Below are 24,577 nucleotides of genomic sequence, written 5' to 3'. Positions count from 1 at the left end.
TCCACGTTGACGCGGATCGACTGGTTGGCGACGCGGTCGCCTTCGGTGACGCTCTCGTCCGCCATCGACTTCTTGGGCGCGGGTTTTGCCTCCTTGGCCTTCGCCTCCCTGGCAGCCTCCTTGGCAACAGGCGCCGGGGCCGCAGCGGGCGCGGCGGCAGCAGTAGCAGCCGGCGCGGGCACCTCGATCGCGGTCTCGCGGAAGGCGCGCTCGAGCTCGTCGAGCGAGACCTCGCCCGGACGCAACGGGCGCTCCAGCGTCTGCTCGATCAGCGTGCCCTGGGTCATCTCTTTGGCGGGCGCGGCCGGGGCTTCCGGCGCAAGCGGCGGCGCGTCGGCAACCGCCGCGGCCCCCGCAGCCGGCATCGACTGCGTCGAACCGGACATGGCCGCCATGCCCTGCTCGACCATCGCTTCCAGCTTGTCGATGAGGTCGCGGTCGGTGCCCTCGGGCTCGGCTTCGGTCGCCTCGAGCCCGGCCAGAATCTCCTTGATGCGGTCGATCGACGACAGGATCACCGTCACCGCCTCGGCGGTGACCGGCATGCCGTCGCGGAATTTGCCCATCAGCGTCTCGCCGGCATGCGCCAGCGCTTCAAGCCGCGGCAATCCCAGAAAGCCGCAGGTGCCCTTGATGGTGTGGACGAGGCGGAAGATGTTATCCAGGATCTTGGCGTTGTTCGGCTCCTGCTCGAACTTCACCAGCTGATTGTCGACGGTGTCCAGGCTCTCGCTGGTCTCCGTCAAAAACTCCCGCAACAGATCATCCATGAAATACGCCTTACCAACCTTGCCAGGCGGAGGGTGTCGTGGTGACGCCTGATCCGCTTTCTCACAATCGACGCAATGCCCTCCCCTCGATCGTTAGACATCGCATTTCACGGCCGCGTTAATTTCGACCTCCGTGCTAATACGGATATTGAAGACAACTTTGTCGTTTCCGCTGCGCCTCGGCAGCTTTCGACAAAACCGACCGCAGGCGTCGCGGCGACGACGCAAACGGTCGGCGTGCCGCGCAACGCAGAACGCTCCGCAAAAGAAAGCCTCGGCGGTGAAACGCGCTACGCCGGCGCCGCGCGGGTAAAGTCAAATCATCCGCATCCGTCATCGCACGTAGGGCCGGCGATTGCTGCCCCGGCCGCGACGCATGCGATGGGCATTTGAGGTAAACAGACCCTTACCCCATGAACGCATCGGGCGAGGACGCGCTAACCCAATCGCGCGGCCGAGAGAACTCTGCTGGCGCGGCACAGGATCCGATGCGCTCAGCCTCCCGGCTGCAAATCAGCAACCGGAGCGCGCTCTCATTTCCGTCGCAAATGTGGCGAGGTGTCCGCGACGTGTATGTGGACCAATACACAACTTATGTTGTATTATGGACCAGCCGTGCACAGCACCACGACACGCAACGCATGGCATGACGACGAACCGCAGCGCCGGATTGATTTCGCATGATTGCAAGCGGTCGCCCGCCCAATCAATTGCTCAGGACGCTCGATGCGGCGGACTTCGCGCTGCTGGAACCCCATCTCGCAACCGTCGAGCTGGTCAGGGAGATGTCCCTGGGCGTGGACGGAGCTCGGCCAAAGCAGGTCTACTTCCCGCTTCGCGGCGCGGTCTCGACGACGGTCAATCTCGTAGAGGGGCAGACGATCGAGGTGGCGATGCTGGGCCGCGACAGCGTCATCGGCAGCGGTGCGACGCTGGCTGGCTGGACTGCGCTGGCAGACGTCGTCGTGCTGTTTCCCGGCACGGCGGTCAGCCTGGACTGCACCGCATTTCGCGGTATCGCTGACAGAAGCCCGCGGTTCCGTCGCCTGATGGTTCGGCACGAACAGGCGCTGCTGGCGCACGCGCAACAATCGGTGCTCTGCAACACGCTGCATCCGGCCGAAGCGCGCCTCGCGCGCTGGCTGCTGCGTGCCCGCGATCTCTGCGACGGCGCGACCGTTCCAGTGACACAGGAGTTGCTGGCGCAGATGATCGGCGTGCGGCGCAACGCAATCTCGCTGGTGGCGCACTCGTTGCAACGGGCGGGCATCATTCACTACAGCCGCGGCCAGATCGAAATCACGGACTCCCATGCATTGGAGGCAACATGCTGTGCGTGTTACGGCGCGGTGAAGAATATCTATGCGCGGCTGCTGGTATCCGCTCCGTGAGCCAGCAGACTGGTGTCGTGGTGACGCAACTTCATGTGCACGCCGACGTGCACATGAGCTGCCCGCGACCTTGAGGACGCTATATGTCCAATTGCCAACATATCCCGAAAGGCACATGATGCGAGCCACAAAACCCGTGCAAGGGATGGCGAATGCGTGTCAGCGCTTCGCCGCTGGGAAAGACGGGAGGCAGCTATGGAAACGATGGTGCGTCCATCCAATGGTTTCCTGTCTGCTATGTCGGCGGATGATTATGAGTTGATCCGCCCGCACTTGCGCCTCACCGATCTGCCCCACGAGGCCGTACTGGTGGAAGCCGGCCAAACGCTCAAGCGCGCCTATTTCCCGCATCGCGGCGTGATCTCGCTGGTCGTGGAACTCGCCAAGGGCGAGCATGTGCAGGTCGCCATGATCGGCCGCGACAGCCTGCTCGGAAGCTTGTCGGCGATGGGCGATGCGAGTGCGATGAACAGCGCGGTGGTGCTCGTCGGCGGCACCGCCTCGGTGATGGATCTCGACCGGCTGCGGGCGGCGGCCGACCAGAGTTCCTCGTTGCGGACGCTGCTGGCGCGCCACGGGCTTGCGGTCTACGCGCAGGTCCAGCAGACCGCCGGCTGCAATGCCGCCCATCCCGTGGAGTCGCGGCTGTCGCGGTGCCTGTTGCAGATCCACGACCTGTCAGGCGACGTCAGGCTGCTGCTGACCCAGGAAAACCTGGCACAGATGATCGGCGCGCGGCGCAACAGCGTGTCGCTGGTCGCCAACACGCTGCAGCAGGCCAATTTCATCCACTACAGCCGCGGCCACATCCAGATCAACAATCTCGACGGGCTGCGCCAGACCGCGTGCGAATGCTACGCCACGGTGAAGACGCAGTACGACCGGCTGCTTGGGTCGCGATGATCCAAAGGGCTGGCTGCCGCAACCAGGCGTGAAGTTTACACGGCGTAGACATTCAGCGGCTAGAACCGTCGCATGCGCGAAGCTGCCGTCCTGCTGTCTGCCGAATCCTCCCTTGCCGCCGAGCCGGCACGGGATCCCGGTGCATTCGAGGCGCTGGTGCGGGAGATCGGAGAGGACGGGGCCGGCGAGGTCCGCGCCGTGTTCTGGAGCGAGACCGATGCACGGCTAAAGCTGTTCGGCGATCTCACCCTCGCGCAGCAGCGCGCTCGGATCGAGCGCGAAGCCCATTCGCTGAAGAGCGCGGCGCGCACCTTCGGCTATGAGCGGCTCGCGGCGCTCGCCCAGCAGCTCGAACGAGACGCGGCGGCGCTCGACGACGACGCCTACCGCAAGCTGCTGGACGCGATGGCGAAAGCCTACGCCGCAGCGCGCGACGAGGACGTCTGATCCCTCGCGCAAAAATCCCGCCGTACTTCTACGGCTTGGGATTTTCACACATGGCTAATCAACACTTGGCTAATCATAGGTGGCGATAGTCGCGCGAGACCAGGAGGGTTTCCATGTTCACCTATGAAACCGCGGACCAGAAGGAAGTCCGCCGCTTCCGCATCGCTCAGTTCAACGGCCGCATGGCGACGGTGAAATCGGGCGAGGAGACGGTGACCGGCTTCGTGCGTTCCGTGCTGGAACAGGAATCGAGCACCCCGCCGCGCTGGACCATCACGATCATTCCGAGCGCAGCGAAGGACGAGATGAAGCCGCTGCGTCCGAGCTCGCGCCTACGCCCCTTCGCGGACGACTATTACTGAAACCACCCGGCGCCCGGCCCGCCGCAGCTCGTCACAGCCCGCCTCAATCGATCGAATGTAGCAGCGCCGCGCGGACCAGATCCGCGGTGTTGCGCGCCCCGAGCTTGCGCATGGCCTCCGCGCGATGGCTCTCGAAGGTGCGCGGGCTGATCTGCATCCGCAGCGCGCCCTGCTTGTTCGAACAGCCTTCGCTGATCAGCCGCAGCACCTCGCGTTCGCGCCTGGTCAACCGCTTCGAGCCCTGCGGGCCGGAGAGCTCGCTGCCGGCCGCGCGCAGGGCGAGCGCCGTGGGTCCGGCCTTCGCCTCGGCGTCGTCGATCCCTGACACTCCGTTTCGCGGCGCGCCGCCGAGCTGCTTGACCAGCGTGCAGACGCGCTCGGTCTGCGCCAGCGCATTCTCGACCACGCGCTGCAAATAGGCGCGATCGGCGGAGACCGGCGAAAGCTGGTCGCTGTGATGCTTGATCTCGCCCATGTAGAGGAGAAGGGCGGTCAGGGGGCCGTTGAGTTCGCGGGCGATCGCCGTGGCGGTTTCCTCGGAAGCCTTGGCACGGGCGGCGTTCAACTGAGCGAGTTCGAGCTCCTGCGGAGAAGTGCTGCTTTCGTACCAAGCCGACGATCGCGAATCAGCGATCGGATCATTCTGATGCCCCATGCGATTCGTTTAGCGGAACCCGGGGCGAATCGTGGTTAACTTTCTGTTCCGTAAGACTACGGTGATTTTGACGGTTTTGTGCTAGATCTCCGGGCGGTGGCGCAAGTCATGCGTGCCGAGACGCGCAATGGGCCACGCACCGGTTGCAAAACCTGCCTAAATCTCAGCCACCTCATGAAATCCCTTCTTAAGGTCGGAGCGGACGGCGGAAGCCGCGCCGTACGACTTTACCAATTAATTAACAGTGACTTGCTTCTCTGGAGCACAGTTGAGAGCGCGCAAATGCGTCCACGCGACGAACCAGTAACGGTTCCGGAAAAGTTGCGGAAAATTGCGTGCCATGAGCCAGGTCGAACAGCTCTGGGAATTTTTGCAGCGGCTGACACCGCTATCGCGCAGCTGTCTGCTCAGCGAGCTCGAGCGGCTGGAGCTGTGCGGCATCGACATGCCGGGCTCGCCCGACATCCAGGCGAAGCTGCGCGCCGAATTCCGCAAGGACGGATCGACCCAGGCGCGCGCCATCAATCCGTCGCGCCCCTTCTTCGCACCGCTCGAGCTGTTCTTGATGGACGGCGCGCCCGAGCACGCCAATATGGGCCGGATCTCGCGCAACACGCTGACGCCGATCTGGGAGTGGATCTGCCGCGACCTGCTGCCAACCATGGCGCGCGACTACATCAAGGCGATCAACGACCAGGTCGCCGCCAATAAGCCGAAGGACGTGCAGAAGACCGCGACCACGTTCCAGATCAAGGTCGTCAAGGTCCTCGAGAACACGCTCGCCTCGCCCGACGGCACTGAGCTCGCCCGCGCCAAGCTCGGGCAATACACGGCCTCGCGCTTCGCCTTCGACGACGTGACCAAGATGCTGCAGGTGCTGCGCGCGAACGCCGCGCTGGCGAAGTTCAACGAGAAGCTGCCCGAGAAGATCTCGAAATTCGACGACGGCCAGGCGACGCAGATCGCCGCGCGCCTCGACACATTCAGGAAGGCCAATCCGGAGGCGCTGCCCTTTGCGCTGGCGCTGGTGGCGCGCCGGCTGAAGACGCCCTGGCAGCTGATCCGCCTCGCCACCAGGGCCGCGCCGACCAAAACCGCCGCCGATATCGCCGCCACGTCCTATGCCATCACGGTTCCCATGGTGCTCGACCGGCTCGACGACAAGCGCCTCGCGCTCCGGGTCGCGCTCAAGCACAACCGGGTGCTGATCGCACGCGACCTGCTCGCCGAAATCTATGACACCGAATATGCGCTCAAGGTCCGCATCGACGAGATCGAGTCGTCGGAGTGGGGCATCCGCCTCCAGCAATTGATGGACGCGATCGCCGCGCTCGTCGCCGCCGAGGTCAGCCGCTTCCCCGCCAATGTCGGCCACATCCTCGGCTCACGCCGCCTGCGCAACCATGACTCGCTGGCAGGCAAGCTGACCTATCTGGCCTGGAAGGGACGCGATGCCGTGCAGGACGGAGCGGCGGCGTTCCGGAAACTGATCGGGCAGAGCTGAGCTCTGGGGCTAGTTCCGCGGCACGCGCGGCAGGCTCAGGAAACGATCGATAAATCGTCCCGACAGCACGAACCAGAACCACCACGTCATCATACGCCGCATCGTCATTGCTGCGATCCTCACGCAGCCCATCACCACATGACCCCACTCATAGCGCGGGTGCTGTCTCTTATACACAGCACAGTAGGGGCTAGGGGGCGGCCTCCAAGGAAAGGCTCCCGCCATGTCCCTGTCTCATGTCGATCCGATCTCGCTGCCCGACAGCGAGCACCAGCTTCAATTGCGCCGCGCCGTGATCGCCTCCACCATCGGCACCGCCATCGAGTGGTACGATTTCTTCCTCTACTCGACGGTCACCGGCCTCGTTTTCGCAAAACTGTTCTTTCCGCATTCCGATCCGTGGGTTGGCACGCTCGAGGCCTTCGCGATCTATGCCGTCGGCTTCATCGCCCGTCCCATCGGCGCGGCCATCTTCGGACATTATGGCGACCGCATCGGCCGCAAATCGACGCTGATCGCCACGCTGCTCCTGATGGGGCTCGCCACCTTCGCGGTGGCGCTGGTCCCGACCTATGAGAGCATCGGAATCTGGGGCGCGGTCATCCTAACCGTGCTGCGCTTCGTCCAGGGCGTCGGTGTCGGCGGTGAATGGGGCGGCTCGGTGCTGATGTCGATGGAATGGGCACGCAACGATCACTCCCGCGGATTTATCGCCTCCTGGCCGCAATTCGGCGTGCCCTGCGGCCTGTTCCTGGCCAACCTCGCCGTGCTCGCCTTCAGCCAGATGTCCGGCGAGCAGTTCTTGTCATGGGGCTGGCGCGTGCCCTTTGCGCTGAGCCTCATCCTGGTCGGTGTCGGCCTCTACATCCGGCTCGGCATTCTGGAGACGCCGGTGTTTTCCAGGCTGGTCGCGGAGCGCAAGGTCGAGCGCACGCCGATGCTGCAAGTGATCAAGGAGCATCCGAAGGAGATCTTGCTGTCGGCGTTCGCGCGGATGGCCGAGCAGGCGCCGTTCTACATCTTCACCGCCTTCGTCTTCGCCTATGGCGTCAAGACGCTGAACGTGTCCCGCGACTTCCTGCTCACCGCGGTGCTGTGCGCCTCGGTAGTGTCCTTCGTCTCGATCCCGCTGTTCGGCCATCTGTCCGACCGCATCGGCCGCAAGAACATGTACATGATCGGCGCGGCCGTGACCGGCGTGTTCGGCTTCATCTATTTCCGCATGCTCGACACCGGATCGGAGCCGGTCATCTTCCTCGCCATCATCCTGTCACTGATCCCGCATGACATGATGTATGGCCCGCAGGCCGCGCTGATCGCCGAAAGCTTCACCGGGCGCCTGCGCTACAGCGGCGCATCGCTCGGCTATCAGCTCGCCTCCGTCATCGCCGGCGGTCCGGCGCCGCTGATTGCGGCCTGGCTGTTCGGCACCTTCGAGTCGGCAACCGCCATCGCTGCCTATATCGCACTGTGCGCCGTGATCAGCCTGATCGCGACCGCGGCGATGACCGACTACACCGGCAAGAACATCTCGGGAGAATATAGAGCGGGCTACGCTGATGAGGTTGAGGTTGGTTGCGAGCCGCGAACGAAGGTGCGCTCCCTCTTCCGCTTGCGGGGGAGGTGAAGTGAGCCTGCGGCCCGATTGATTCAATCAAAGGCTATCTTGCTCTGGCAGCCGTTTTCGGCAGGCATATGCGTGAAAGGAAGGACCTCGCAAATGAGATCAGTGAGAATGACGTTGACCATGGCCACGTTGCTGGCCGGCGCACTGGCGATCAAGTCCGCGGCCATTGCGCAGACCGCGCCGCCGCCGGGCAATGCCGCGCCGACTGCTGAGGATGCCGTCATGCTCACGGTGTTCTTCAAGCACGATCAGTCGCGCCCGCTGCACGAGCTGAATGCGCAGCTCGAGAGCCAAGGCTACTACAAATCCTTCCCGCCGCCGGGCGTCGAGGTGGTGAGCTGGTACGTCATGATGGGCATCGGCCAGGTGATCACGCTGCGCCTGCCGGCCTCGCGGCTGCGCGAGGTCAACCGCATCATCGAGGACAGCGCGTGGGGACCGTACCGGACCGAGTTCTATCCGACCTATGACTACAAGCCGGTCGGCATGGCCCAGCACGACAAGGCCGCCAGCAAGTAATACCGGCGTTATTCTATGAGGCGACGTCGCGCGCGGTGTCGCCTCATCGCTGGGTCAGGCAAGTTGCCGCTTCGCATGCGCAGCATGCGCGGATATCGCAACGATTGCAGCGCCGCGTGCGCGAGACAAACGAGGGTGTGAAGTCTTCTTCAACGGGATCCATACAATTTTACATATGATGAGGGCTTTAACGTTACCCAAATAATTCAACAATGATGCTGAAGCTCTCCATATTTGGAGCCGCGCTCACCGTTATGAAGTTGTCACGGAACGGGAGTGCTGTGCGATGGACGAGGGGCTGGGCGAGCTCGCCGGACGGAAGACTGTAACCTTTGGACGGCGGAAAGTGACGCCGCGCGCCTGCGTGGCGGACGGCAAGCGGCACCTGCGTGCCTTCATGAGCGAGGTGCTGGAGGATCTCGGCTTCGTCACCAGCGAATGTAGCAATGCCGACGAACTGCGTGGCGTGCTCGCCACGGAGCTCCCCGACCTGATCCTGCTCGGTATTGCCGTCGACGGCATCGAGCCCGGACGATTTCTGGAGATCCTGGTGCGCGAGCAATTCGGCGGCAAGGTCTTGGCCGTCGGCGCGCGCGAGTCGATCATCGTCAAGGCGGTGCAGCAGGTCGGCGAGGAATATGGCCTTGCCATGCTGCCGCCGCTGACAACGCCGTTTGCCGCGGAGACCCTGCGCGACCGCATCGCGATGCTGCTGCCGGACGAGCCCGCGCCGAGCCCCGCCGTGCATGTCGGCGAAGCCTTGCATGCAGGCTGGCTCGAGCTTTGGTACCAACCGAAGATCGACGCGCGCTCCTTGATCCGGTGCGGCGCCGAGGCGCTGGTGCGGATGCGGCATCCGACCTGGGGCGTGGTGCCGCCGGCCTATTTCATTCCGGAGGAGCGCGATCCGCACTTTCGCGAACTGTCCGAGTTCGTGATCGAACGCGCCCTGCAGGACTGGCACTACCTCCTGGAGCGGCAGAGCCCGGTCGATCTCTCGATCAACCTGCCGGCCACTTTCCTGCACGAGCACCAGGCCGTGCGCGATCTTTGCCGGCGCATGCCCGCCCACCCCGCCTTCGGCGGGCTGACGATCGAGATCGAGAGCTCCGAGGTGATCGGGGATCTCGATCTGCTGCTCGACGTCGCCGCCGAGGTGCGCTTTCACAACATAGGGCTCGCCATCGACAATGTCGGCACCAACTGGCCGGAGCTGATGGGGCTCGACCGGTTTCCCTTCGTCAAGCTCAAGGCCGACCGGCATTTCGTCACCGGCAGCAGCTCAGATGCGCTGAAGCGCAACGTGTGCCGTCACATCGTCGAGCTCGCCCAGGATTACGGTGCGCGCAGCGTCGCCGAAGGCATCGAAACCCGCGCCGATCTCGTCGCCGCCAACGAAATCGGCTTCGATCTCGTGCAGGGCTATCTGTTCGGCAAGCCGATGCCGCTGAAGAAATTTGCCAGGAGCGCGCTGACGCGGACGGTGATGGGACAGGGGTGAGGCGGCGGTCTCACCAATCGCCGCGCGAAGGCAGCGCAGACGACGAGCGCGGGCGCTGCGACCACCTCCGAGGCGAAGATCGTATGCCCAAAGCGCGATGGGTTTTGGCTGAATCGATTTGGCACTTGCTTGCTCAACCTCTCCCGCTTGCGGGAGAGGTCGGCGCGAAGCGCCGGGTGAGGGCTCTCTCCACTTGGGGATTATCCGCTGCGGAGACACCCTCTCCCCAGCCCTCCCCCCGCAGGCGGGGGAGGGAGCGCACCTAATCCCATCGCGCTCTAGCGGCAGACCCACGCGCCATTGACCAGCACGCGGGCGCAGGTTGGCGCCGCTACGGCGGCTCCTACGGTTGCTGCGCCCACGGCCGCTCCACCCACTACCGCGCGGCGCGTCGTTCGACGCGCGACGCCGGCGACACTTACTGGCGTCGCCGGCCGGCCGACGCGGGCCTGTGCGCTCTGAATCGAGAACGAAAGACCATCTTCTTCTGACCACTGCACAGAGCTTATCGCTGCGCAGGCGATAACGGCACCGGCCAACCACAATTTAGTTCGGTATTGCATGACAGCCTCCTTTGTTGGGTCGATAGACCTACTTCGCCTCTCGCTTCTTGCTTGCCCGCTTGAGCGGGGCTCCGGACGGCGGATTCGCTGGTTCGCCTTCCTGGATACAGGTGAGGAGATCTACATAGCTTTGACTGTCGGCAATTGAAGTCGCCTCCTTTTCGCAGCGATCACGAACCGGACCGGCACTGGCCGACCAGAGAACGACCAGCTGCTGCTGAGCGTTCGTTTCATCGCTCATGCATTGGTCGAAACTCTGCCCCAAAACGATTCCATTCGTCTTGTCATCGGCCGCTGTGGCCTTGCACAGCGCCTCCACATTCAAATGAGGAACGCGATCGGAAACAGGCGTCACCAATTGGCCTCCGAGGAGTGCCGCCGACAACAGCGCGATCTTCATCCTGACCTCCCTCAGGTCCTGCTAAGCCTTGATCTGCTTCCACCAATGCTCCCGTTTGCTGGTCCTTTGCGATCAGCTACTCGCAACCTTCCTGACAGCCGGCGGAGACCAGGAGCCGTTGATAATCGAAGGCCCCTTCTCGTTCGGCCAATACATCCGCAGCATCAGAATGAACTTGCCGGCGGGCGCAGGCAGCCAATTCGACTCCTTGTCCGATCCAGGCGAGTCCTTCTGGATATAAAGGTCGATCGTTCCGTCCGGATTGGGCTTGAGGTTCTGACGGGCACTGATCGAATATCGGTTGATCGGATTGGCGACGAAGAAGTAGTTTTCGTCGTACATCGTCAGAGACCAGAAGCCGCCGACGGGCGGGAGCTGTCCCTTCGGGAAGCGCATCACATACTTGTTGCTGCCGACGTAGTCCTTGCCATCCGCGTCCTTCTGCGACGTCGGATAGCAGGCATCCTGAATGCGGTTGGCGCCGAGCCCGATGGCTGTGACCAGGGCACGATTGAGATAATCGGTGCCGTAGACGCCCGTCTGCGAGTCAAATCCCCAGCCGTTGGTGTTTCTGATGGCCTTGTTGACCTTGAACTGGATCATGATGCGGTCGAACGCGACTTGCGGGATGCGCTTCGCAAACGCAGCGTCGAGCTTGCCGGCATCAAAATCCTTGCCCGGAACGAGGCCGATCTTCGCGAATTTGGCGACCTCGGCAGCGTCAGCCGCCACCGGCGGATTACGCTTCATGAGTTGTGCCAGAAGGCTGAAATAGGCAGCAGCGTCCATGCGGTTGACCTGATCGCGCACCGCGGTCTTCATGTCGATCGACGGATCGACCTTGCCCGGTGGGGACGTGTAGGGCTTCCCATAAGCGCTCAGGGGAACGAGCTTGAACTCATCCTGAGCGGCGTGCACCGCCGCGTAGTCCTCGGGTGTGCCGGTACAGTAGATGCGACCCAAGATCCATACGATGCTGGTGGGCGACTTGTATTCCTTGACGCCGGCAGGGAGCGTGCCTTTCCAGCCGGGCCCGGTGATCGCATAGGTCTGTGCTTTGGTACCTGTCGTACGTTTGCCGGGGACCTGGAACACGTTTGTCCAGCCATCGAGCATTGGGAACAGGAAATAGCGGTCCTTCATGTCGGGCATACTGAGCACCCACGGCTCGTCTCCCACATCGATAAACGCACTGGTGTAGAGCGTGTCGGCATTCGGAGCCGTCACATCCCGGAAACTTGCATCGGGATACGACCGCAGCTTGATGAGCTGCCCCATGGGCCCGCGCGTGCCCTCGACCGAGGCCGCATTGGTTATGACCCGCCGCGTGATCTCCATTGTCACGAGCGGATAGCCAAAGACATAGGCATCGGTGGCAAGCCAGAAGTCTTCGCCACCCTCGACCGCATTAAGCAGCGGACCGTCGTAGTCCGCTCGGCTTGATGAGAGTGAAAGCGCCGAGAACGCGGTCCCCAGAGTGGCGGACAGCAGATTACGCCGAGTGATGGTCATGACGCTGCTCCTAATGACTCTGGGTCTCGTGAATTCAATTGACTATGGACGCTCCAGCAACGATGGGCGGATTTCTGTCAGTCGCGCGAGAATGCCGATCACTGCTCCACCAGCGAGACGAGAGGGGCGATACTTGCTATGCGGATGCTGTTACCGTCATTGCGAAAATGGGGCATGCGATGCATCAAGGGAGATAACTCTCCCCATGCAATGAGCCTCGGAGTGCCAGAACAGGCGTTGATCCAGATCAACGTCGATGATCGCATCGCGATGGCTTCAGATCGCGGTGGTCCGAATGAAGGCGCTGACGCCTACGGTGACGGGACAGCGCCGAGATCGGCCTCATGCAAATCTTCGGGCAAAGGCGACGCAGACAATCACGAGCAGGGTGGCTACGATCATGCTCCACGCCACCGGCTCGTGCAGGACCAGGCCGGCCAGAGCGAGCCCGAAGAACGGCTGAAGCTGTTGCAGTTGGCTGATGCTGGCGGTGCCGCCGAGGGCGAGGCCGCGATACCAGAACACGAAGCCGACGAACATGCTGAAGACGGAGACGTAGGCAAGGCCGATCCAGGCCGGCGCGCCGATGCCGTCCCATGTTGGCGGCAACGATAGGATCGCGACCGGCAGCATCAGCGGCAGTGCGAGAATGAGCGCCCATGAGATGACCTGCCAGCCGCCGAGCCGGCGCGACAAAGTCGCGCCTTCGGCGTAGCCGAGGCCGCAGAGCAGGATCGCGGCGACCATCAGGAGATCGCCGCGGAGCGAGCCCGCGCCGCTACCCGACAGCGCAAAACCCGCGACCGTCGCGCTGCCGAGGATCGAGAACAGCCAGAACGGCAATCGCGGCCGCTCGCCGCCGCGCAGCACGGCGAAGATTGCGGTCGCAAGCGGCAACAGGCCGATGAAGACGATCGAATGCGCCGAGGTGATGTGCAAAAGCGCCAGCGCGGTCAGCAGCGGGAAGCCGACCACGACGCCCAGCGAGACGATGGCGAGCGAGGCAAGGTCTTTTCGCGCGGGTCTTTGCTGACGAAGCAGGGCAAGCAGCGCCGCTCCCAACAGCGCGGCGACCACCGCGCGCGCCGAGGTCAGGAAGGTTGCGGAAAAGCCGCCGACCGCGACGCGCGTCGCCGGCAGCGAGCCACTGAAAATGACGACGCCCAGAAGTCCGTTGCCCCATCCGTTGCCGGCCGATTGCATGTCGCCTCGCTTTCGCGCGGTCGACCTTGGCCTTTTGAGGGTGGCGAGACCAGCGACAATCCCATACAATCTGGCCAAACTGTATCAGTATGGAAGCCCATACACTTGGACGAGCTGACGCAAAGCAGAGGCCGCGGGGCACGCACTACCGACGTGATGCGCGCCATCCGCGCCAAGGTCGCGGGCCGCGCCCTTGCCCCCGGCGACCGCCTGCCTTCGATCCGCAAGCTGGCCGCGAGCATGGGCGTGTCGCCCTCCACCGTGGTGGAAGCCTATGATCGCCTGGCAGCCGAGGGATTGATCCGGGCGCGTCGCGGCTCCGGCTTCTACGTCTCCGCGACAACAATGCCACCGCTCGCGCTCGCCGATGTCGAGCCGCGCCGCGACCGCGCCGTCGATCCGTTCTGGGTCTCGCGGCAATCGCTCGATGCCGATTCAGCCATGCTCAAGCCCGGCTGCGGCTGGCTGCCGGCGGACTGGATGCCGGAGGCGGCCTTGCGCCGCGCTTTTCGCGCGATCGCCCGTAGCGATGACAGCGTGCTCTCGGACTACGGCTCTACGCGCGGCTCGCTCGCGGTGCGCCGCTATCTGCTGGCGCGCTTTGCCGAGGACGGCATCGAGGCCTCGATCGACCAGCTCGTGCTCACGGGCTCGGGCACGCAAGCAACCGACCTCGTCTGCCGCTTCCTGCTGCGGCCCGGCGACACCGTGCTGGTCGACGACCCCTGCTACTTCAATTTTCGCGCGCTGCTGCGCGCGCATCAGGTGAAGATCCTTGGCGTACCCTATACGGCGTCGGGTCCGGACGTCGCGCGCTTCGAGGCGATCCTCGCCGCGGAGCGGCCGCGCCTCTACATCACCAATTCCGCGCTCCACAACCCGACCGGCGCGACGCTGTCGCTGCAAACCGCGCATCGCGTCTTGAGCGCCGCCGCGGCCCATGACCTGGCAATCATCGAGGACGATATCTTTGCCGATTTCGAAACGGAGCGGTCGCCGCGCCTTGCCGCCCTCGACGGCCTCGCCAACGTCATCCGCATCGGCAGCTTTTCCAAGACGCTCTCCGCCTCGGTACGCTGCGGTTATATCGCAGCAAGGCCCGACTGGATCGAGCATCTCGTCGACCTCCAGGTCGCAACCAGCTTTGGCGGCCCGAGCCCGGTTGCGACCGAAGTGATCGCGAAGGTGCTCGCGGGCGGCAGCTACCGCAAGCACATGGAGGAGCTCCGGCAAAAGCTCGGGCGCACGCGGCGCGAGGCGGCGCGCAAGCTCGGCGCGCTCGGCCTCGAGCCGTGGCTGATGCCGCGCGGCGGATTTTTTCTGTGGTGCCGCCTGCCCGACGGGCTGGATTCGACGCAAGTCGCGCGCGCCGCGCTCGCCGAAGACGTGGTGCTGGCGCCGGGAAACGTGTTCAGCGTGTCGCAGTCGGCCTCAAATTTCCTGCGATTCAACGTGGCGCAATCGACGGAGTCCCGCATGTGGGACGTCATGCGGCGAGCGTTGGACGTGCAAGCACGTCAATAGGGCTCGCCGATAGGTCCGGCACGCCAAAGATACAGGTTGCTCGGAAATAGCTTCGCAACCTATGCTGCGCTCCGCGTCAGATCCTGAATATGTCGCCTCCCGCGCGTCGGCGATCATGCAGCGTTGCAAGAGAGCGATGCCGATGCCAGCAATCGCATGGATTTCCGACAATGACCGATGGAGTCATTGGTGTATTGGTCACAGTCTTGTCGACGGGCGCGCTGGTCGCGCTCGTCAATCAACTGTTTCTCCTGCCAAAGACGCGAGCGGAAGCGCGAAAACTCGATGCGGAAGCGCGTCAAATCCTGAAAGCATCCGATCTCGATGAAGCGGTGAAAGCGCGCGATCCGCGATTGCCCACCGGCTGGTTCGCCTTCGGCGATTCGTTCGTCGATTATGAAATGGGCGTCGATGACCAAGCGCAATATCATGGCAAGGCCAGCGGTTACATCAAATCGCGAAGACCGCCGCGAGGGTTTGGCAGCCTCTCGCAAGCTTTCAAGTCGGACAGGTATCGCGGCGTTCGCCTCCAGATGACGGCGTATGTCAGAACCGCAAATGTCGATGGGTGGGCCGGCCTCTGGATGCGCGTCGATGGCTCCGACGGAACGATTACGATCGACAATATGCAGGACAGGCCGATCCGCGCGACCACCGGCTGGACGAAATACGCCGTCGTTCTGGACATTGCCAAAAACAGCAGGAACATCGCATTCGGTGTCCTCCTGTGTGGGACGGGGCAGGTCTGGATCGCTGACGTCGAGTTCAAGGTCGTGGGCAAGGAGGTCCCGGTCACGGACGCTTCGCCCAGCTATTCGGATGAGCCGATCAACCTGGACTTCAGGATGTGACGGTCCGGATCCTGTCGCGCTCGTGAATATCCGTGCATTGACGATCGCAAACCAATCCGGCCATAGACTGCCCTCATGAAAAAGATCGGCTTTCTCTCGTTCGGGCACTGGACGCCCTCGCCGCAATCGCAGACCCGCTCGGCTGGGGATACGTTGTTGCAATCCATCGAGCTTGCCGTCGCGGCGGAAGAGCTCGGCGCGGACGGCGCCTATTTTCGCGTCCATCATTTCGCGCGCCAGCTCGCTTCGCCCTTTCCGCTGCTGGCGGCGGTCGGTGCGAAAACCAGCCGCATCGAGATCGGCACGGCAGTGATCGACATGCGCTACGAGAATCCGCTCTACATGGTGGAGGATGCAGGTAGTGCCGATCTGATCGCCGGCGGACGGCTGCAGCTCGGCATCAGCCGCGGCTCGCCGGAGCAGGTGATCGATGGCTGGCGCTATTTCGGTTATCAGCCGGCCGAGGGCGCTGATGACGCCGACATGGGCCGGCGCCATGCCGAGGTCTTCCTCGATCTCCTGCGCGGCGAGGGTTTTGCAAAGCCCAATCCGCAGCCGATGTTTCCAAACCCGCCTGGTTTGCTGCGCCTCGAACCCCATTCGGACGGCCTGCGCGAGCGCATCTGGTGGGGTGCCGGCTCGAACGCCACCGCCGTCTGGGCGGCCAAGCTCGGGATGAACCTGCAAAGCTCGACGCTGAAGAACGACGAGACCGGCGAGGCCTTTCACGTTCAGCAGGCGGCGCAAATTCGTGCCTACCGCGCCGCCTGGAAGGAGGCCGGCCACGTCAGAGTGCCCCGCGTCTCGGTCAGCCGCAGCATCTTCGCGCTGATGGATGATCGCGACCGCACCTATTTCGGGCGTGGCGGCGAATCCGAGGACCAGATCGGCTTCATCGACCCGCAGACGCGCGCAATCTTCGGCCGCAGCTATGCCGCCGAGCCGGACGTCCTGATCGAGCAGCTCCGCAAGGATGAGGCCATTGCCGAGGCCGACACGTTGCTGTTGACCATCCCCAACCAGCTGGGCGTCGCCTACTGCGCCCATGCGATCGAAGCGATTCTCAAGCACGTCGCCCCGGCGCTTGGGTGGCGGTGACGCCGCGCGTTCAAAGACCTATAGGCGGACGGCTTACCGGAATCTCGTGCGGCTGGCGGAGAGGGAGGGATTCGAACCCCCGATAGGCTTGCACCTATGCCGCATTTCGAGTGCGGTGCATTCAACCACTCTGCCACCTCTCCTGAAGGCGCCAAATCGGGGTAGCCCCGTGCGGTCGGGGCGTGTTCTAGGCGAGGATGGCCGGCCAGACAAGGCGGGCGGGACGAAAATCCCTGGCCTCGTGGTTGGTGCGCGCAGGAAAGACGCGGCTGAAACCGGTCCGAGAGCCGGTTTCGCGCCGATTTGCGTGGTCCTGTGCCGGCGCCGGGTTTGGGCGCTCAGTCTGCGAACGGGGCGCCGAGCACGGCGAAAGCCGTCAGCAATACCGGCAGCGTTCCCAGGACGATAACAGTGATTCGAAACACCAGATCATTCCCCATGCGGTAATACTAGACCGGAGAAAACGGGTGCAAAGTGCAGATTGTGCCAAAACTTCCCGAACCCGACAGAGGGCGCAGTCGAGCTACACGAACGCGAATCAAATTGGCCGAGATAGAGCGCGCCGGCGCAGCGGCGGCCCGACGGGTGGGACCGCCAGACGCGGTAAACACTGGCGGTCCCGTTGCCGCTCATTGAAATTGCAGGCCGAGAAGGGCGGCTTCGCCGGCCCGCGTGAGGCGACGGATGGACCGTAACGACCGCGCGGCGTGCCGCAACGCAATCCGTGCCTTAACCTAACCGGTCAAGGTTACTCCCTGTCGTTGTGCCTGCTTTCCTTGTTGTTTTCCTTTTTCTTCTTCCCGTTATCCGGCGAGTCACGGTCCTTGACGCTGCCAGCCTCCCTGCGGCGGTTGGTGAAGCGCGCATTGCCGAGTCCGGTGCCGATGGTGAGCACGCCCCAGCGCTCGACATCCTGCATGAAAGGCACCTCGGAGAGCCCCTGCACCACGCCGTCATTGTGCATCAGGATCGCGGTGTCGTGCTCGCCGATGACGGGGATGCCTTCGACGAGGCTCGCTGGCAGGTTGAACTTGCTGCTCTCCCAATTGCCGGGAAGATTTTGCGCACCTTTCTCGATCGAGCCATCCTCATTGATCACGCCGGGACAGGCGATGCCGATGAACGGCGCGAGCTTCAGGCCCTCGGTGTCGGCCTCCGCGATCAGCTCCTTCAGCATCTTGGTGAGCCGCTTCACCGCGCCTTCCCGGGTCGGCTCGTCGTCGGCGTGACGCCACAGATCGGACTTCCAGACGCACGCCTTGGAGAGGTCCTTCGCCTTCTTCCAGCGGTTCTCGACCACGCCGCAGCGGATATTGGTGCCGCCGATATCGACCGCGAGGATGCTGTCATGGGCCTCGAAAATCCAGGACGGCGCCAGATGCAGCGCGCCGATCAGGGCCGCCTCGTCCGGGTGGAAGCGGATCGGCAGCATGTCGCCCTTGAAACCCTCGGCCTTCAGGATGATGTCGGCGCGGGCGATCGCGAGTTCGCCCAGGCGGCTGTCGCGAAAACCGCCGCCGACCACGATGCGCTCGGTCTTCGCCCAGGCTTTCGTCTTCAGGAAACGACGGGTGACGTAGGCGAGCTCCTGGGCAAAATCCTCGATCGCGCTGTGCACCACGGCGGAGGCCTCGGTGTCGTCGCCGACCAGCATGTCATCCAGCGTCTTCTTGCTGATCCGGTCCGACGGCTCGTCGCCAAAGGGGTCCTCGCCGGTCTTGCGCAGCGGCTTGCGCCAGTGGTCCAGGATGGCCCGGAACGCGCTTTTGCTGGCGCGGTCGCCGAGAAAGCCGTCCTCGTCCTTCAGCTCGACGTTGAAACTGTCGACGTCCACCGACGGCAGCCGGGCAGCGCCGTGCTGCGCGATTCCCGTCGTCAAGACCAACTCGTCTGCCATGGAGCCCTTGCCCGCTTTGAAATTCGGGATGACAACGGCGGCGGAACCCGTTGGTTGCAGGTTCGGCCAATTATCGGATGCCGGCCGGGCCTGACGGCAAAAGCCGCCCAAATGCTTCAAATTCGGGGCCTTTTTGACCTGGTTTTCCTTGACTCCGAGCGTTCGGCCGCTATAAGTCCCCCAGCCGGCGCGGGGCGTTTCTCGCGCCGCTTGTTTTTGCGTGGATTTTGAGGGTCATACCCCACCCGCGCAGAATGCTGAAAACCCATAGCGACTGACAAAAAGCCGGCCGGGACGAAAGTCCGAAAGGCCGGGATTGAACACGAAGGAAGAGAACGATGTTCGCAGTCATCAAAACCGGCGGCCGGCAGTACCGCGTCGTTCCGGATGATGTCCTGGAAATTGGCAAGATCGCCGGCGAAGTCGGCACGATCGTGCAGCTGAGTGAAGTTTTGCTGGTCGGCGGTGACGCGCCGGTCCTGGGTGCCCCGACGGTTGCGGGCGCCTCCGTGGCAGCCGAGGTGCTCCAGCACAAGCGCGGGCCGAAGGTCATCGCGTTCAAGAAGCGCCGCCGCAAGAACTCGCGCCGCAAGCGCGGCTATCGCGACGAGATCACAGTGCTCCGCGTCACCGAGATCCTGACCGGCAACGCCAAGCCCACCAAGGGGCCGCGTCCGAAGAAGGAGAAGGTGGCCAAGGAGTCGGCAAAGGAAGCCGCTGAATAGCGAAACTTTGATCACGCCAATTCACGAATTGATGCGTGAGAAAAAGTGAAATGATTCCGTCAAGGAATTGATCTAGAGATACGCAGGATTTCGGAGACGAGCCATGGCTCACAAAAAAGCAGGCGGTTCATCGCGCAACGGACGCGATTCGAAGGGCAAGCGCCTCGGCATCAAGGTGTTCGGCGGGGAGCATGTGATTCCCGGCAACATCATTGCGCGCCAGCGCGGCACCACCTGGCATCCCGGCCTTAATGTCGGCATGGGCACTGACCACACTCTGTTCGCCAAGGTTGAAGGCCGCGTTGCGTTCCAGGCTAAAGCCAACGGCCGCACATTCGTATCGGTGCTTCCGATCGCAGAGGCGGCTGAATAATACGGTGGATCAAATTGGAGTCCGCCGGGTCCTGACCAAACCGGCGGAGTCCTTGAGATCAAGAGATCGAAGGCTCCAGGGGAGGCGGGAAACCGGCCTCCCCTTTTCGTTTCGACTTAAAGTCTTTGACGGAGCCGGACATGTTGCAGGACTTTTCGAGCACGACCTTGCGCGAAGCGAGGCCCGATGTCGTCGCCACCGAGCGGCTGACCTTGCGCAAGCCGACGCTCGCCGACGTCAAGGCGATCGCGCGCCTCGCCAACGACCGCCGCATCGCCGAGAACACGCGCCGCCTGCCGCACCCCTATTCGCACGACGACGCCGTGGAATTCATCCGCGCCACCGCAGAGCTCGGCAGCGAGACCGTGTTCCTGATCGAGCATGACAATGCGCCCGTCGGCATGATCGGGATCGACTGCTCGATGCCTGACAATGCCGAACTCGGCTACTGGCTCGGCGTCGAGCATTGGGGAAAGGGCTTTGCCACCGAGGCTGCGCGCGGGGCAATCGACTTCTTCTTCGAGGAGTTCGGGGAAGGCCATCTCTACGCCGGCGCGCGCGTCACCAATCCGGCCTCACGCAACGTGCTGGAAAAGTGCGGCTTCCAGTGGAGCGGCGTCCAGTTGCATCGCTTCTACGCGCTGGGATCCTCGACGCCCGTCGACTGCTTCCGCCTGTCGCGCGGCGTGTGGTCCTCGCTGAAGAGCTGGAGCAGTGCGCGAAGGGTGAGGTAAGGCGCGAGCGGCATCAAATCCTCCGCCGTCGTCCCGGATCTGCGCTCGCTTGTCCGGGACGACGATTTTTCTTTGCGTCTCCATCTCACACCGGTGGATTGACCTGGTCGTCCTGCCTCCCGAGATCCCGTTCGCGCACGTATATGTAGAAGCCGGCGCCGATGATGATGGCGGCGCCGATGATGGTGGCGATCGAGGGGACGTCGCCGAACACGACGAAGCCGAAGATCACGGCCCAGACGATCATCGAATATTGATAGGGCACCACCACGCTCGCGGGCGCGAGCTTGAGAGAGCGGTTGACGCACAGAAGCGCGGCGACCGAAGTGCAGCCGGCCAGCACAAACACCACGAGGCTGCCCGCGCTCGGCGGCACCCAGTGAAACAGGGACAGGGCGAGTCCGAGCAGAAACGTGCCGCCGAACTGCGAGGAGGCCATCACGATGTCGGGCGTCGCGCGCAAGGACCGCGTGACCAGCATCAGCGTCGCAAACGACAGGCTGCCGCCGAGCGCAATCAGCGCCGGCAGGCTCACCGTCTGCGCTGACGGGCGGAGCGCGATCAGGACGCCGCAGAAGCCGATCAGGATCGCGGTCCAGCGCCGCCAGCCGACCTGCTCCCCCAGGCAGATCGCCGACAGCGCGGTGACGAAGATGGGGCCTGCCAGATAATAAGTGATGACGTCGGCGAGCGGCAGATAGACGGTCGCGAGGAAAAAGGCCGCCACCTCCAGCGTCGAGAGCACCACGCGAAAGAGCTGCAGCCACGGCCGCTCCAGATGCGTGAATTCGTGGCGCTGCCGCCAGATCGACGGTGCCAGCACGAGCAAAGCCGCGCAGGCGCGCAGAAACAAGAGCTGCCCGACCGAATAGGTCGCGACGATGAACTTGCCCATGGCGTCGCCGAACGAGAACAGGAAGATCGACAGCACCATCAGCGCGATGCCGGCCAGCCGCGCCGAGCGCTCGTCATAGGCGGAGAGTTTCTTGAACAGAGGCATTGCTGTCGTTCGTAGAGGCCCAGTCATTGCGAGGAACGAAGCGACGAAGCAATCCAGACTGCTTCCGCGGAGACAGATTGGATTGTTTCGCTTCGCTCGCAATGACGGGCGGAGGGGAGCGTCAGGAACCGGCGAATGGACTCGCTGGCGGTTGTTTTAATGACGTGGCCGCCCGGGACAAGCCCGGTCATGACGAATTGAGCGTATTGTCGCACTCTTCGCATCGCGGTAGCGATTGGTGTCTCCGGCAAAAGAGCAGCAGATATGACGGCCTTCGATCCGACCCAGCATCGCATGATCCCTACGCAACGCTGGTTTGAGGATTTCGTCCTCGGCGAACGCTTCGTGCTGCCGAGCCGCACGCAGACCTCGGCCGTGTTCGCCGCGTTCCAGACCGCGAGCGGCGACACCCACCCGGTGCACTACGATGTCGAATATTGCCGTGCCCGCGGCATGCCCGACCTGCTCGCCCACGGCTTCCAGACGCTGATCCACACCGCGCCCGGCGCAGGCCTGTTTCCTTTCATGGTCGAGGAGTCGCTGGTCGGCTTCCTCGAACAGTCAAGCCGTTTTCTCAAGCCGGTGTTCGCCGACGACACGATCTACCCCGCGCTCGAGGTGACCAAGCTCGTGCCGGGACGCTCGACCGGCGTGGTCGCGCTCGCGAGCACCGTCTACAACCAGCGCAAGGAGCTGGTGCTCGAGGGGACCCAGAAATTTTTGATCCGACGGCGGTCGACCTGACTGCTATTCGATCACGCGATCGGCGCTCGCGAGCAGCGTCGCGGGCACATCCAGCGACAGCGCCTTCGCCGTCCTCAGATTCAACGCCAGCTCGAATTTGGACGCCTGATAGAACGGGATCTCGCCGGGATAGGCGCCGCGCAAAATGGCATCGATGTTGTTGGCGGCACGCTTGTTCAGTTCGACGAGGTCGAAGGAATAGGTCATGAGACCGCCGACATCGACGAATTCCGACAGCGGGTAGATGGCAGGAAGTGCTGCGGCCGCGACCTGTGCCGTGATCACGGTCCGCTTCGCCATCACGTCAGGACTGTCACCGATCATGACCGCGTCGACACCGCTGGGACGAATTCCGGCGATCAGGTCCTGGTAGCTCGCCTCGGTTGTCGGAAATTCGACCAGATATGGAATGACCTCGGTTCCCGTTGCGGTCGCAGCCGCGCGGACGCTCGGTCCCTGCACACCTTCCCACGCACCGCGCAGCGTGACGTAGGCGAGCCTGGAGAGTCTTGGATAGATCTCACGGAGCAGCGCGATGCGCTTGCCGTGGATCGACGGGCCGGTATCGACGCTGACGCCGGTGAAATTCCCGCCTGGGCGGGCGATGTTCGCGGCGATCCCCTGCGCCACCGGATCGGCGGTCAGGGCCACGATCGGAATTTTGTCCGTGGCGCGCTTGAACAGGAGCGCGCCCGGCCCGACGATGTAGATCACGTCGGGATTGCTGCGGACGACCTCCTCGACCAGCGCAGGCGCACCGATGCCCGCCTTCTCTGCGCCCCAACGCTCGACGTTGAGTGTCTCGCCGCTGACCTGGCCAAGCCGGCGCAGCTCGGCGAACAGGGCGCGGTAGTACCGATTGGTGCTCTCCTCCTGCATCAGGGATGACGGCTCCGACGGGCTGTAGATCGCAAGCCGCTTGCCGCCGGGTGCCGTCTGTGCGCCGGCCCGCGACAGCATGGCGACCGACACGGCGCCTGCAATGAACTCCCGCCGCCTCATTCCTGCTCCCTGCACCCTCCCGCATCTCCTCCCGGCTATATCACGTCGGCCGCCGGACGCCCCAACGGGTTAAGCAAGGACCGAAAATCGCTTAAATTTAGGCCTCTTCCCGGACAAGTTCGGGTTGCCGCGCCTGCTCCCCTGCCCTACCTATGGCCCATGAAATTCCTCGACGAAGCAAAGGTCTATATCCGCTCCGGTGACGGCGGGAACGGCTGCGTGGCGTTCCGCCGCGAGAAGTTCATCGAATTCGGCGGGCCCTCCGGCGGCAATGGTGGCCGTGGCGGTAATGTCGTCATCGAGGTCGCCGACGGCCTCAACACGCTGATCGACTACCGCTACCAGCAGCATTTCAAGGCCCAGAAGGGCGAGAACGGCATGGGCTCGGACCGCCACGGCGCCAATGGCAAGGCGATCGTGCTGAAGGTGCCGATGGGCACGCAGATCTTCGACGAAGACCGCGAGACGCTCATCCACGACTTCACGAAGGTCGGCGAAAAGTTCGTCCTCGCCGAAGGCGGCAATGGCGGTTTCGGCAACGCGCATTTCAAGTCGTCGACCAACCGCGCGCCGCGCAACGCCAATCCCGGCCAGCCCGGCGAGGAGCGCTGGATCTGGCTGCGGCTCAAGCTGATCGCGGATGCTGGCCTCGTTGGGCTGCCCAATGCCGGCAAGTCGACCTTTCTCTCCAAGGTCAGCGCGGCAAAGCCAAAGATCGCCGACTATCCTTTCACCACGCTGCATCCGCAGCTCGGCGTCGTGAATGCCGACGGCCGCGAATTCGTGCTGGCGGATATTCCGGGTCTGATCGAGGGCGCGCACGAAGGCGCTGGCCTCGGCGACCGCTTCCTCGGCCATGTCGAGCGCTGCCGCGTGCTGCTGCATCTCGTCGACGCGACCTGCGAGCATGCCGGCAAGGCGTACAAGACGGTGCGCAAGGAGCTCGACGCCTATGGCGGGCTGCTGACCGACAAGATCGAGATCGTCGCGCTGAACAAGATCGACGCGGTCGAGCCGGATGAGCTGAAGAAGCAAAAGGATCGCTTGAAGCGCGCTGCCAAGAAGACACCGCTGCTGCTCTCCGGCGTCACCGGTCAGGGCGTCAGGGAAGCATTGCGCGCGCTTGCGGACGTGATCGGCGAAAGCCCGGTCTCCAGCAAGGCCAAGAGCGCCGCCGAAGCGGAGCCCTGGTCGGCTTGATCTGGTCGGCCTGAACTCTCTCCAATGTCGTCCCCGCGAACGCGGGGACCCATACCGCGTGATTTATCGGTT

25 protein-coding genes and 1 tRNA gene are annotated in these 24,577 nt (G+C 63.6%); 17 read left to right on the top strand and 9 right to left on the bottom strand.

Annotation, left to right across the window (positions count from 1 at the left end):
* The coding region (locus SO180_RS20440; RefSeq protein WP_449380637.1) for an Hpt domain-containing protein at positions 1 to 770 on the bottom strand (770 nt) is incomplete at its 3' end.
* Between the two features lie 75 nt (positions 771 to 845).
* Here SO180_RS20440 and SO180_RS20435 point away from each other — a divergent pair.
* The 5 genes from SO180_RS20435 to SO180_RS20415 all read left to right on the top strand — a co-directional run bounded on the left by SO180_RS20435 (position 846) and on the right by SO180_RS20415 (position 3,873).
* Positions 846 to 1,163, top strand: coding sequence for a hypothetical protein (locus SO180_RS20435; protein WP_449380636.1), 318 nt, complete (start codon positions 846 to 848; stop codon positions 1,161 to 1,163).
* Positions 1,164 to 1,450: 287 nt separating this feature from the next.
* A complete protein-coding gene (locus tag SO180_RS20430) occupies positions 1,451 to 2,161 on the top strand; it encodes a Crp/Fnr family transcriptional regulator (protein WP_449380635.1) in 711 nt (236 codons plus the stop codon).
* Between the two features lie 195 nt (positions 2,162 to 2,356).
* Positions 2,357 to 3,064, top strand: coding sequence for a Crp/Fnr family transcriptional regulator (locus tag SO180_RS20425; protein WP_449380634.1), 708 nt, complete (start codon positions 2,357 to 2,359; stop codon positions 3,062 to 3,064).
* Between the two features lie 72 nt (positions 3,065 to 3,136).
* Positions 3,137 to 3,511 (top strand): Hpt domain-containing protein, encoded by a 375-nt coding sequence (locus tag SO180_RS20420; RefSeq protein ID WP_449380633.1) that lies wholly within the window; start codon positions 3,137 to 3,139, stop codon positions 3,509 to 3,511.
* Between the two features lie 113 nt (positions 3,512 to 3,624).
* Positions 3,625 to 3,873, top strand: coding sequence for a hypothetical protein (locus tag SO180_RS20415; protein ID WP_449380632.1), 249 nt, complete (start codon positions 3,625 to 3,627; stop codon positions 3,871 to 3,873).
* Between the two features lie 43 nt (positions 3,874 to 3,916).
* Here the strand turns inward: SO180_RS20415 and SO180_RS20410 are convergent, their stop codons facing one another.
* Positions 3,917 to 4,528 carry a LuxR C-terminal-related transcriptional regulator gene (locus SO180_RS20410; protein WP_449380631.1) on the bottom strand — a complete coding sequence of 204 codons (612 nt, stop codon included), beginning with the start codon at positions 4,526 to 4,528 and terminating at the stop codon, positions 3,917 to 3,919.
* A gap of 340 nt (positions 4,529 to 4,868) precedes the next feature.
* On the opposite strand from SO180_RS20410, the gene SO180_RS20405 reads away from it, so the two are divergent.
* The 4 genes from SO180_RS20405 (at position 4,869) to SO180_RS20390 (ending at position 9,679) form a co-directional block, all read left to right on the top strand.
* A complete protein-coding gene (locus tag SO180_RS20405; protein ID WP_449380630.1) occupies positions 4,869 to 6,032 on the top strand; it encodes a hypothetical protein in 1,164 nt (387 codons plus the stop codon).
* Positions 6,033 to 6,255: 223 nt separating this feature from the next.
* Positions 6,256 to 7,659 (top strand): MFS transporter, encoded by a 1,404-nt coding sequence (locus SO180_RS20400; RefSeq protein ID WP_449380629.1) that lies wholly within the window; start codon positions 6,256 to 6,258, stop codon positions 7,657 to 7,659.
* Positions 7,660 to 7,767: 108 nt separating this feature from the next.
* Entirely contained in the window at positions 7,768 to 8,178 is a 411-nt protein-coding gene (locus tag SO180_RS20395; protein WP_449380628.1) for a hypothetical protein, read from the top strand.
* 286 nt (positions 8,179 to 8,464) lie between these two features.
* Entirely contained in the window at positions 8,465 to 9,679 is a 1,215-nt protein-coding gene (locus tag SO180_RS20390; RefSeq protein ID WP_449380627.1) for an EAL domain-containing response regulator, read from the top strand.
* Positions 9,680 to 10,270: 591 nt separating this feature from the next.
* Here the strand turns inward: SO180_RS20390 and SO180_RS20385 are convergent.
* The 3 genes from SO180_RS20385 to SO180_RS20375 all read right to left on the bottom strand — a co-directional run bounded on the left by SO180_RS20385 (position 10,271) and on the right by SO180_RS20375 (position 13,357).
* Positions 10,271 to 10,642 carry a hypothetical protein gene (locus SO180_RS20385; protein WP_449380626.1) on the bottom strand — a complete coding sequence of 124 codons (372 nt, stop codon included), beginning with the start codon at positions 10,640 to 10,642 and terminating at the stop codon, positions 10,271 to 10,273.
* A gap of 72 nt (positions 10,643 to 10,714) precedes the next feature.
* Complete coding sequence (locus tag SO180_RS20380) at positions 10,715 to 12,154, bottom strand: DUF1254 domain-containing protein (RefSeq protein ID WP_449380625.1); 1,440 nt, start codon at positions 12,152 to 12,154, stop codon at positions 10,715 to 10,717.
* 342 nt (positions 12,155 to 12,496) lie between these two features.
* Positions 12,497 to 13,357 (bottom strand): DMT family transporter, encoded by an 861-nt coding sequence (locus SO180_RS20375; protein ID WP_449380624.1) that lies wholly within the window; start codon positions 13,355 to 13,357, stop codon positions 12,497 to 12,499.
* Between the two features lie 156 nt (positions 13,358 to 13,513).
* Here SO180_RS20375 and SO180_RS20370 point away from each other — a divergent pair, with 156 nt between their 5' ends.
* From SO180_RS20370 to SO180_RS20360, 3 genes are all read left to right on the top strand, one after another.
* Positions 13,514 to 14,881, top strand: coding sequence for an aminotransferase-like domain-containing protein (locus SO180_RS20370; protein ID WP_449380639.1), 1,368 nt, complete (start codon positions 13,514 to 13,516; stop codon positions 14,879 to 14,881).
* A 170-nt stretch (positions 14,882 to 15,051) separates the two neighbouring features.
* The gene (locus tag SO180_RS20365; protein WP_449380623.1) at positions 15,052 to 15,732 is read left to right on the top strand and encodes a hypothetical protein; all 681 of its coding nucleotides are present in this window, start codon (positions 15,052 to 15,054) and stop codon (positions 15,730 to 15,732) included.
* 75 nt (positions 15,733 to 15,807) lie between these two features.
* Positions 15,808 to 16,830 (top strand): LLM class flavin-dependent oxidoreductase, encoded by a 1,023-nt coding sequence (locus SO180_RS20360; protein WP_449380622.1) that lies wholly within the window; start codon positions 15,808 to 15,810, stop codon positions 16,828 to 16,830.
* A gap of 53 nt (positions 16,831 to 16,883) precedes the next feature.
* On the opposite strand, the gene SO180_RS20355 is transcribed toward SO180_RS20360, so the two are convergent.
* Positions 16,884 to 16,973 (bottom strand) — tRNA-Ser (locus tag SO180_RS20355).
* Positions 16,974 to 17,578: 605 nt separating this feature from the next.
* On the bottom strand, positions 17,579 to 18,727 hold the full coding sequence (locus tag SO180_RS20350; RefSeq protein ID WP_449380621.1) for an ROK family protein: 1,149 nt from the start codon (positions 18,725 to 18,727) through the stop codon (positions 17,579 to 17,581).
* 338 nt (positions 18,728 to 19,065) lie between these two features.
* Here SO180_RS20350 and rplU point away from each other — a divergent pair, with 338 nt between their 5' ends.
* From rplU to SO180_RS20335, 3 genes are all read left to right on the top strand, one after another.
* On the top strand, positions 19,066 to 19,452 hold the full coding sequence (gene rplU, locus SO180_RS20345; RefSeq protein ID WP_449380620.1) for a 50S ribosomal protein L21: 387 nt from the start codon (positions 19,066 to 19,068) through the stop codon (positions 19,450 to 19,452).
* A 103-nt stretch (positions 19,453 to 19,555) separates the two neighbouring features.
* Positions 19,556 to 19,825, top strand: a complete 270-nt coding sequence (gene rpmA / locus SO180_RS20340; protein WP_027523579.1) for a 50S ribosomal protein L27 — start codon at positions 19,556 to 19,558, stop codon at positions 19,823 to 19,825.
* Positions 19,826 to 19,965: 140 nt separating this feature from the next.
* Complete coding sequence (locus SO180_RS20335) at positions 19,966 to 20,559, top strand: GNAT family N-acetyltransferase (RefSeq protein WP_449380619.1); 594 nt, start codon at positions 19,966 to 19,968, stop codon at positions 20,557 to 20,559.
* Positions 20,560 to 20,644: 85 nt separating this feature from the next.
* Here SO180_RS20335 and SO180_RS20330 read toward each other — a convergent pair whose 3' ends face one another.
* Positions 20,645 to 21,559 carry a DMT family transporter gene (locus SO180_RS20330; RefSeq protein ID WP_449380618.1) on the bottom strand — a complete coding sequence of 305 codons (915 nt, stop codon included), beginning with the start codon at positions 21,557 to 21,559 and terminating at the stop codon, positions 20,645 to 20,647.
* Between the two features lie 264 nt (positions 21,560 to 21,823).
* Between SO180_RS20330 and SO180_RS20325 the strand changes: the two genes are divergently transcribed.
* The gene (locus SO180_RS20325) at positions 21,824 to 22,303 is read left to right on the top strand and encodes a MaoC family dehydratase (RefSeq protein ID WP_449380617.1); all 480 of its coding nucleotides are present in this window, start codon (positions 21,824 to 21,826) and stop codon (positions 22,301 to 22,303) included.
* A gap of 3 nt (positions 22,304 to 22,306) precedes the next feature.
* Here SO180_RS20325 and SO180_RS20320 read toward each other — a convergent pair whose 3' ends face one another.
* Positions 22,307 to 23,305: an ABC transporter substrate-binding protein gene (locus SO180_RS20320; RefSeq protein WP_449380616.1), complete on the bottom strand. Its 999-nt coding sequence runs from the start codon at positions 23,303 to 23,305 to the stop codon at positions 22,307 to 22,309.
* 159 nt (positions 23,306 to 23,464) lie between these two features.
* Between SO180_RS20320 and obgE the strand changes: the two genes are divergently transcribed.
* The gene (obgE, locus tag SO180_RS20315) at positions 23,465 to 24,505 is read left to right on the top strand and encodes a GTPase ObgE (RefSeq protein ID WP_449380615.1); all 1,041 of its coding nucleotides are present in this window, start codon (positions 23,465 to 23,467) and stop codon (positions 24,503 to 24,505) included.
* Positions 24,506 to 24,577 lie beyond the last annotated feature (72 nt).

The organism is Bradyrhizobium sp. UFLA05-112, from assembly GCF_053572325.1.
The sequence above is the reverse complement of the archived record's forward strand: the minus strand, read 5'-3'. Positions and strand labels throughout refer to the sequence as shown.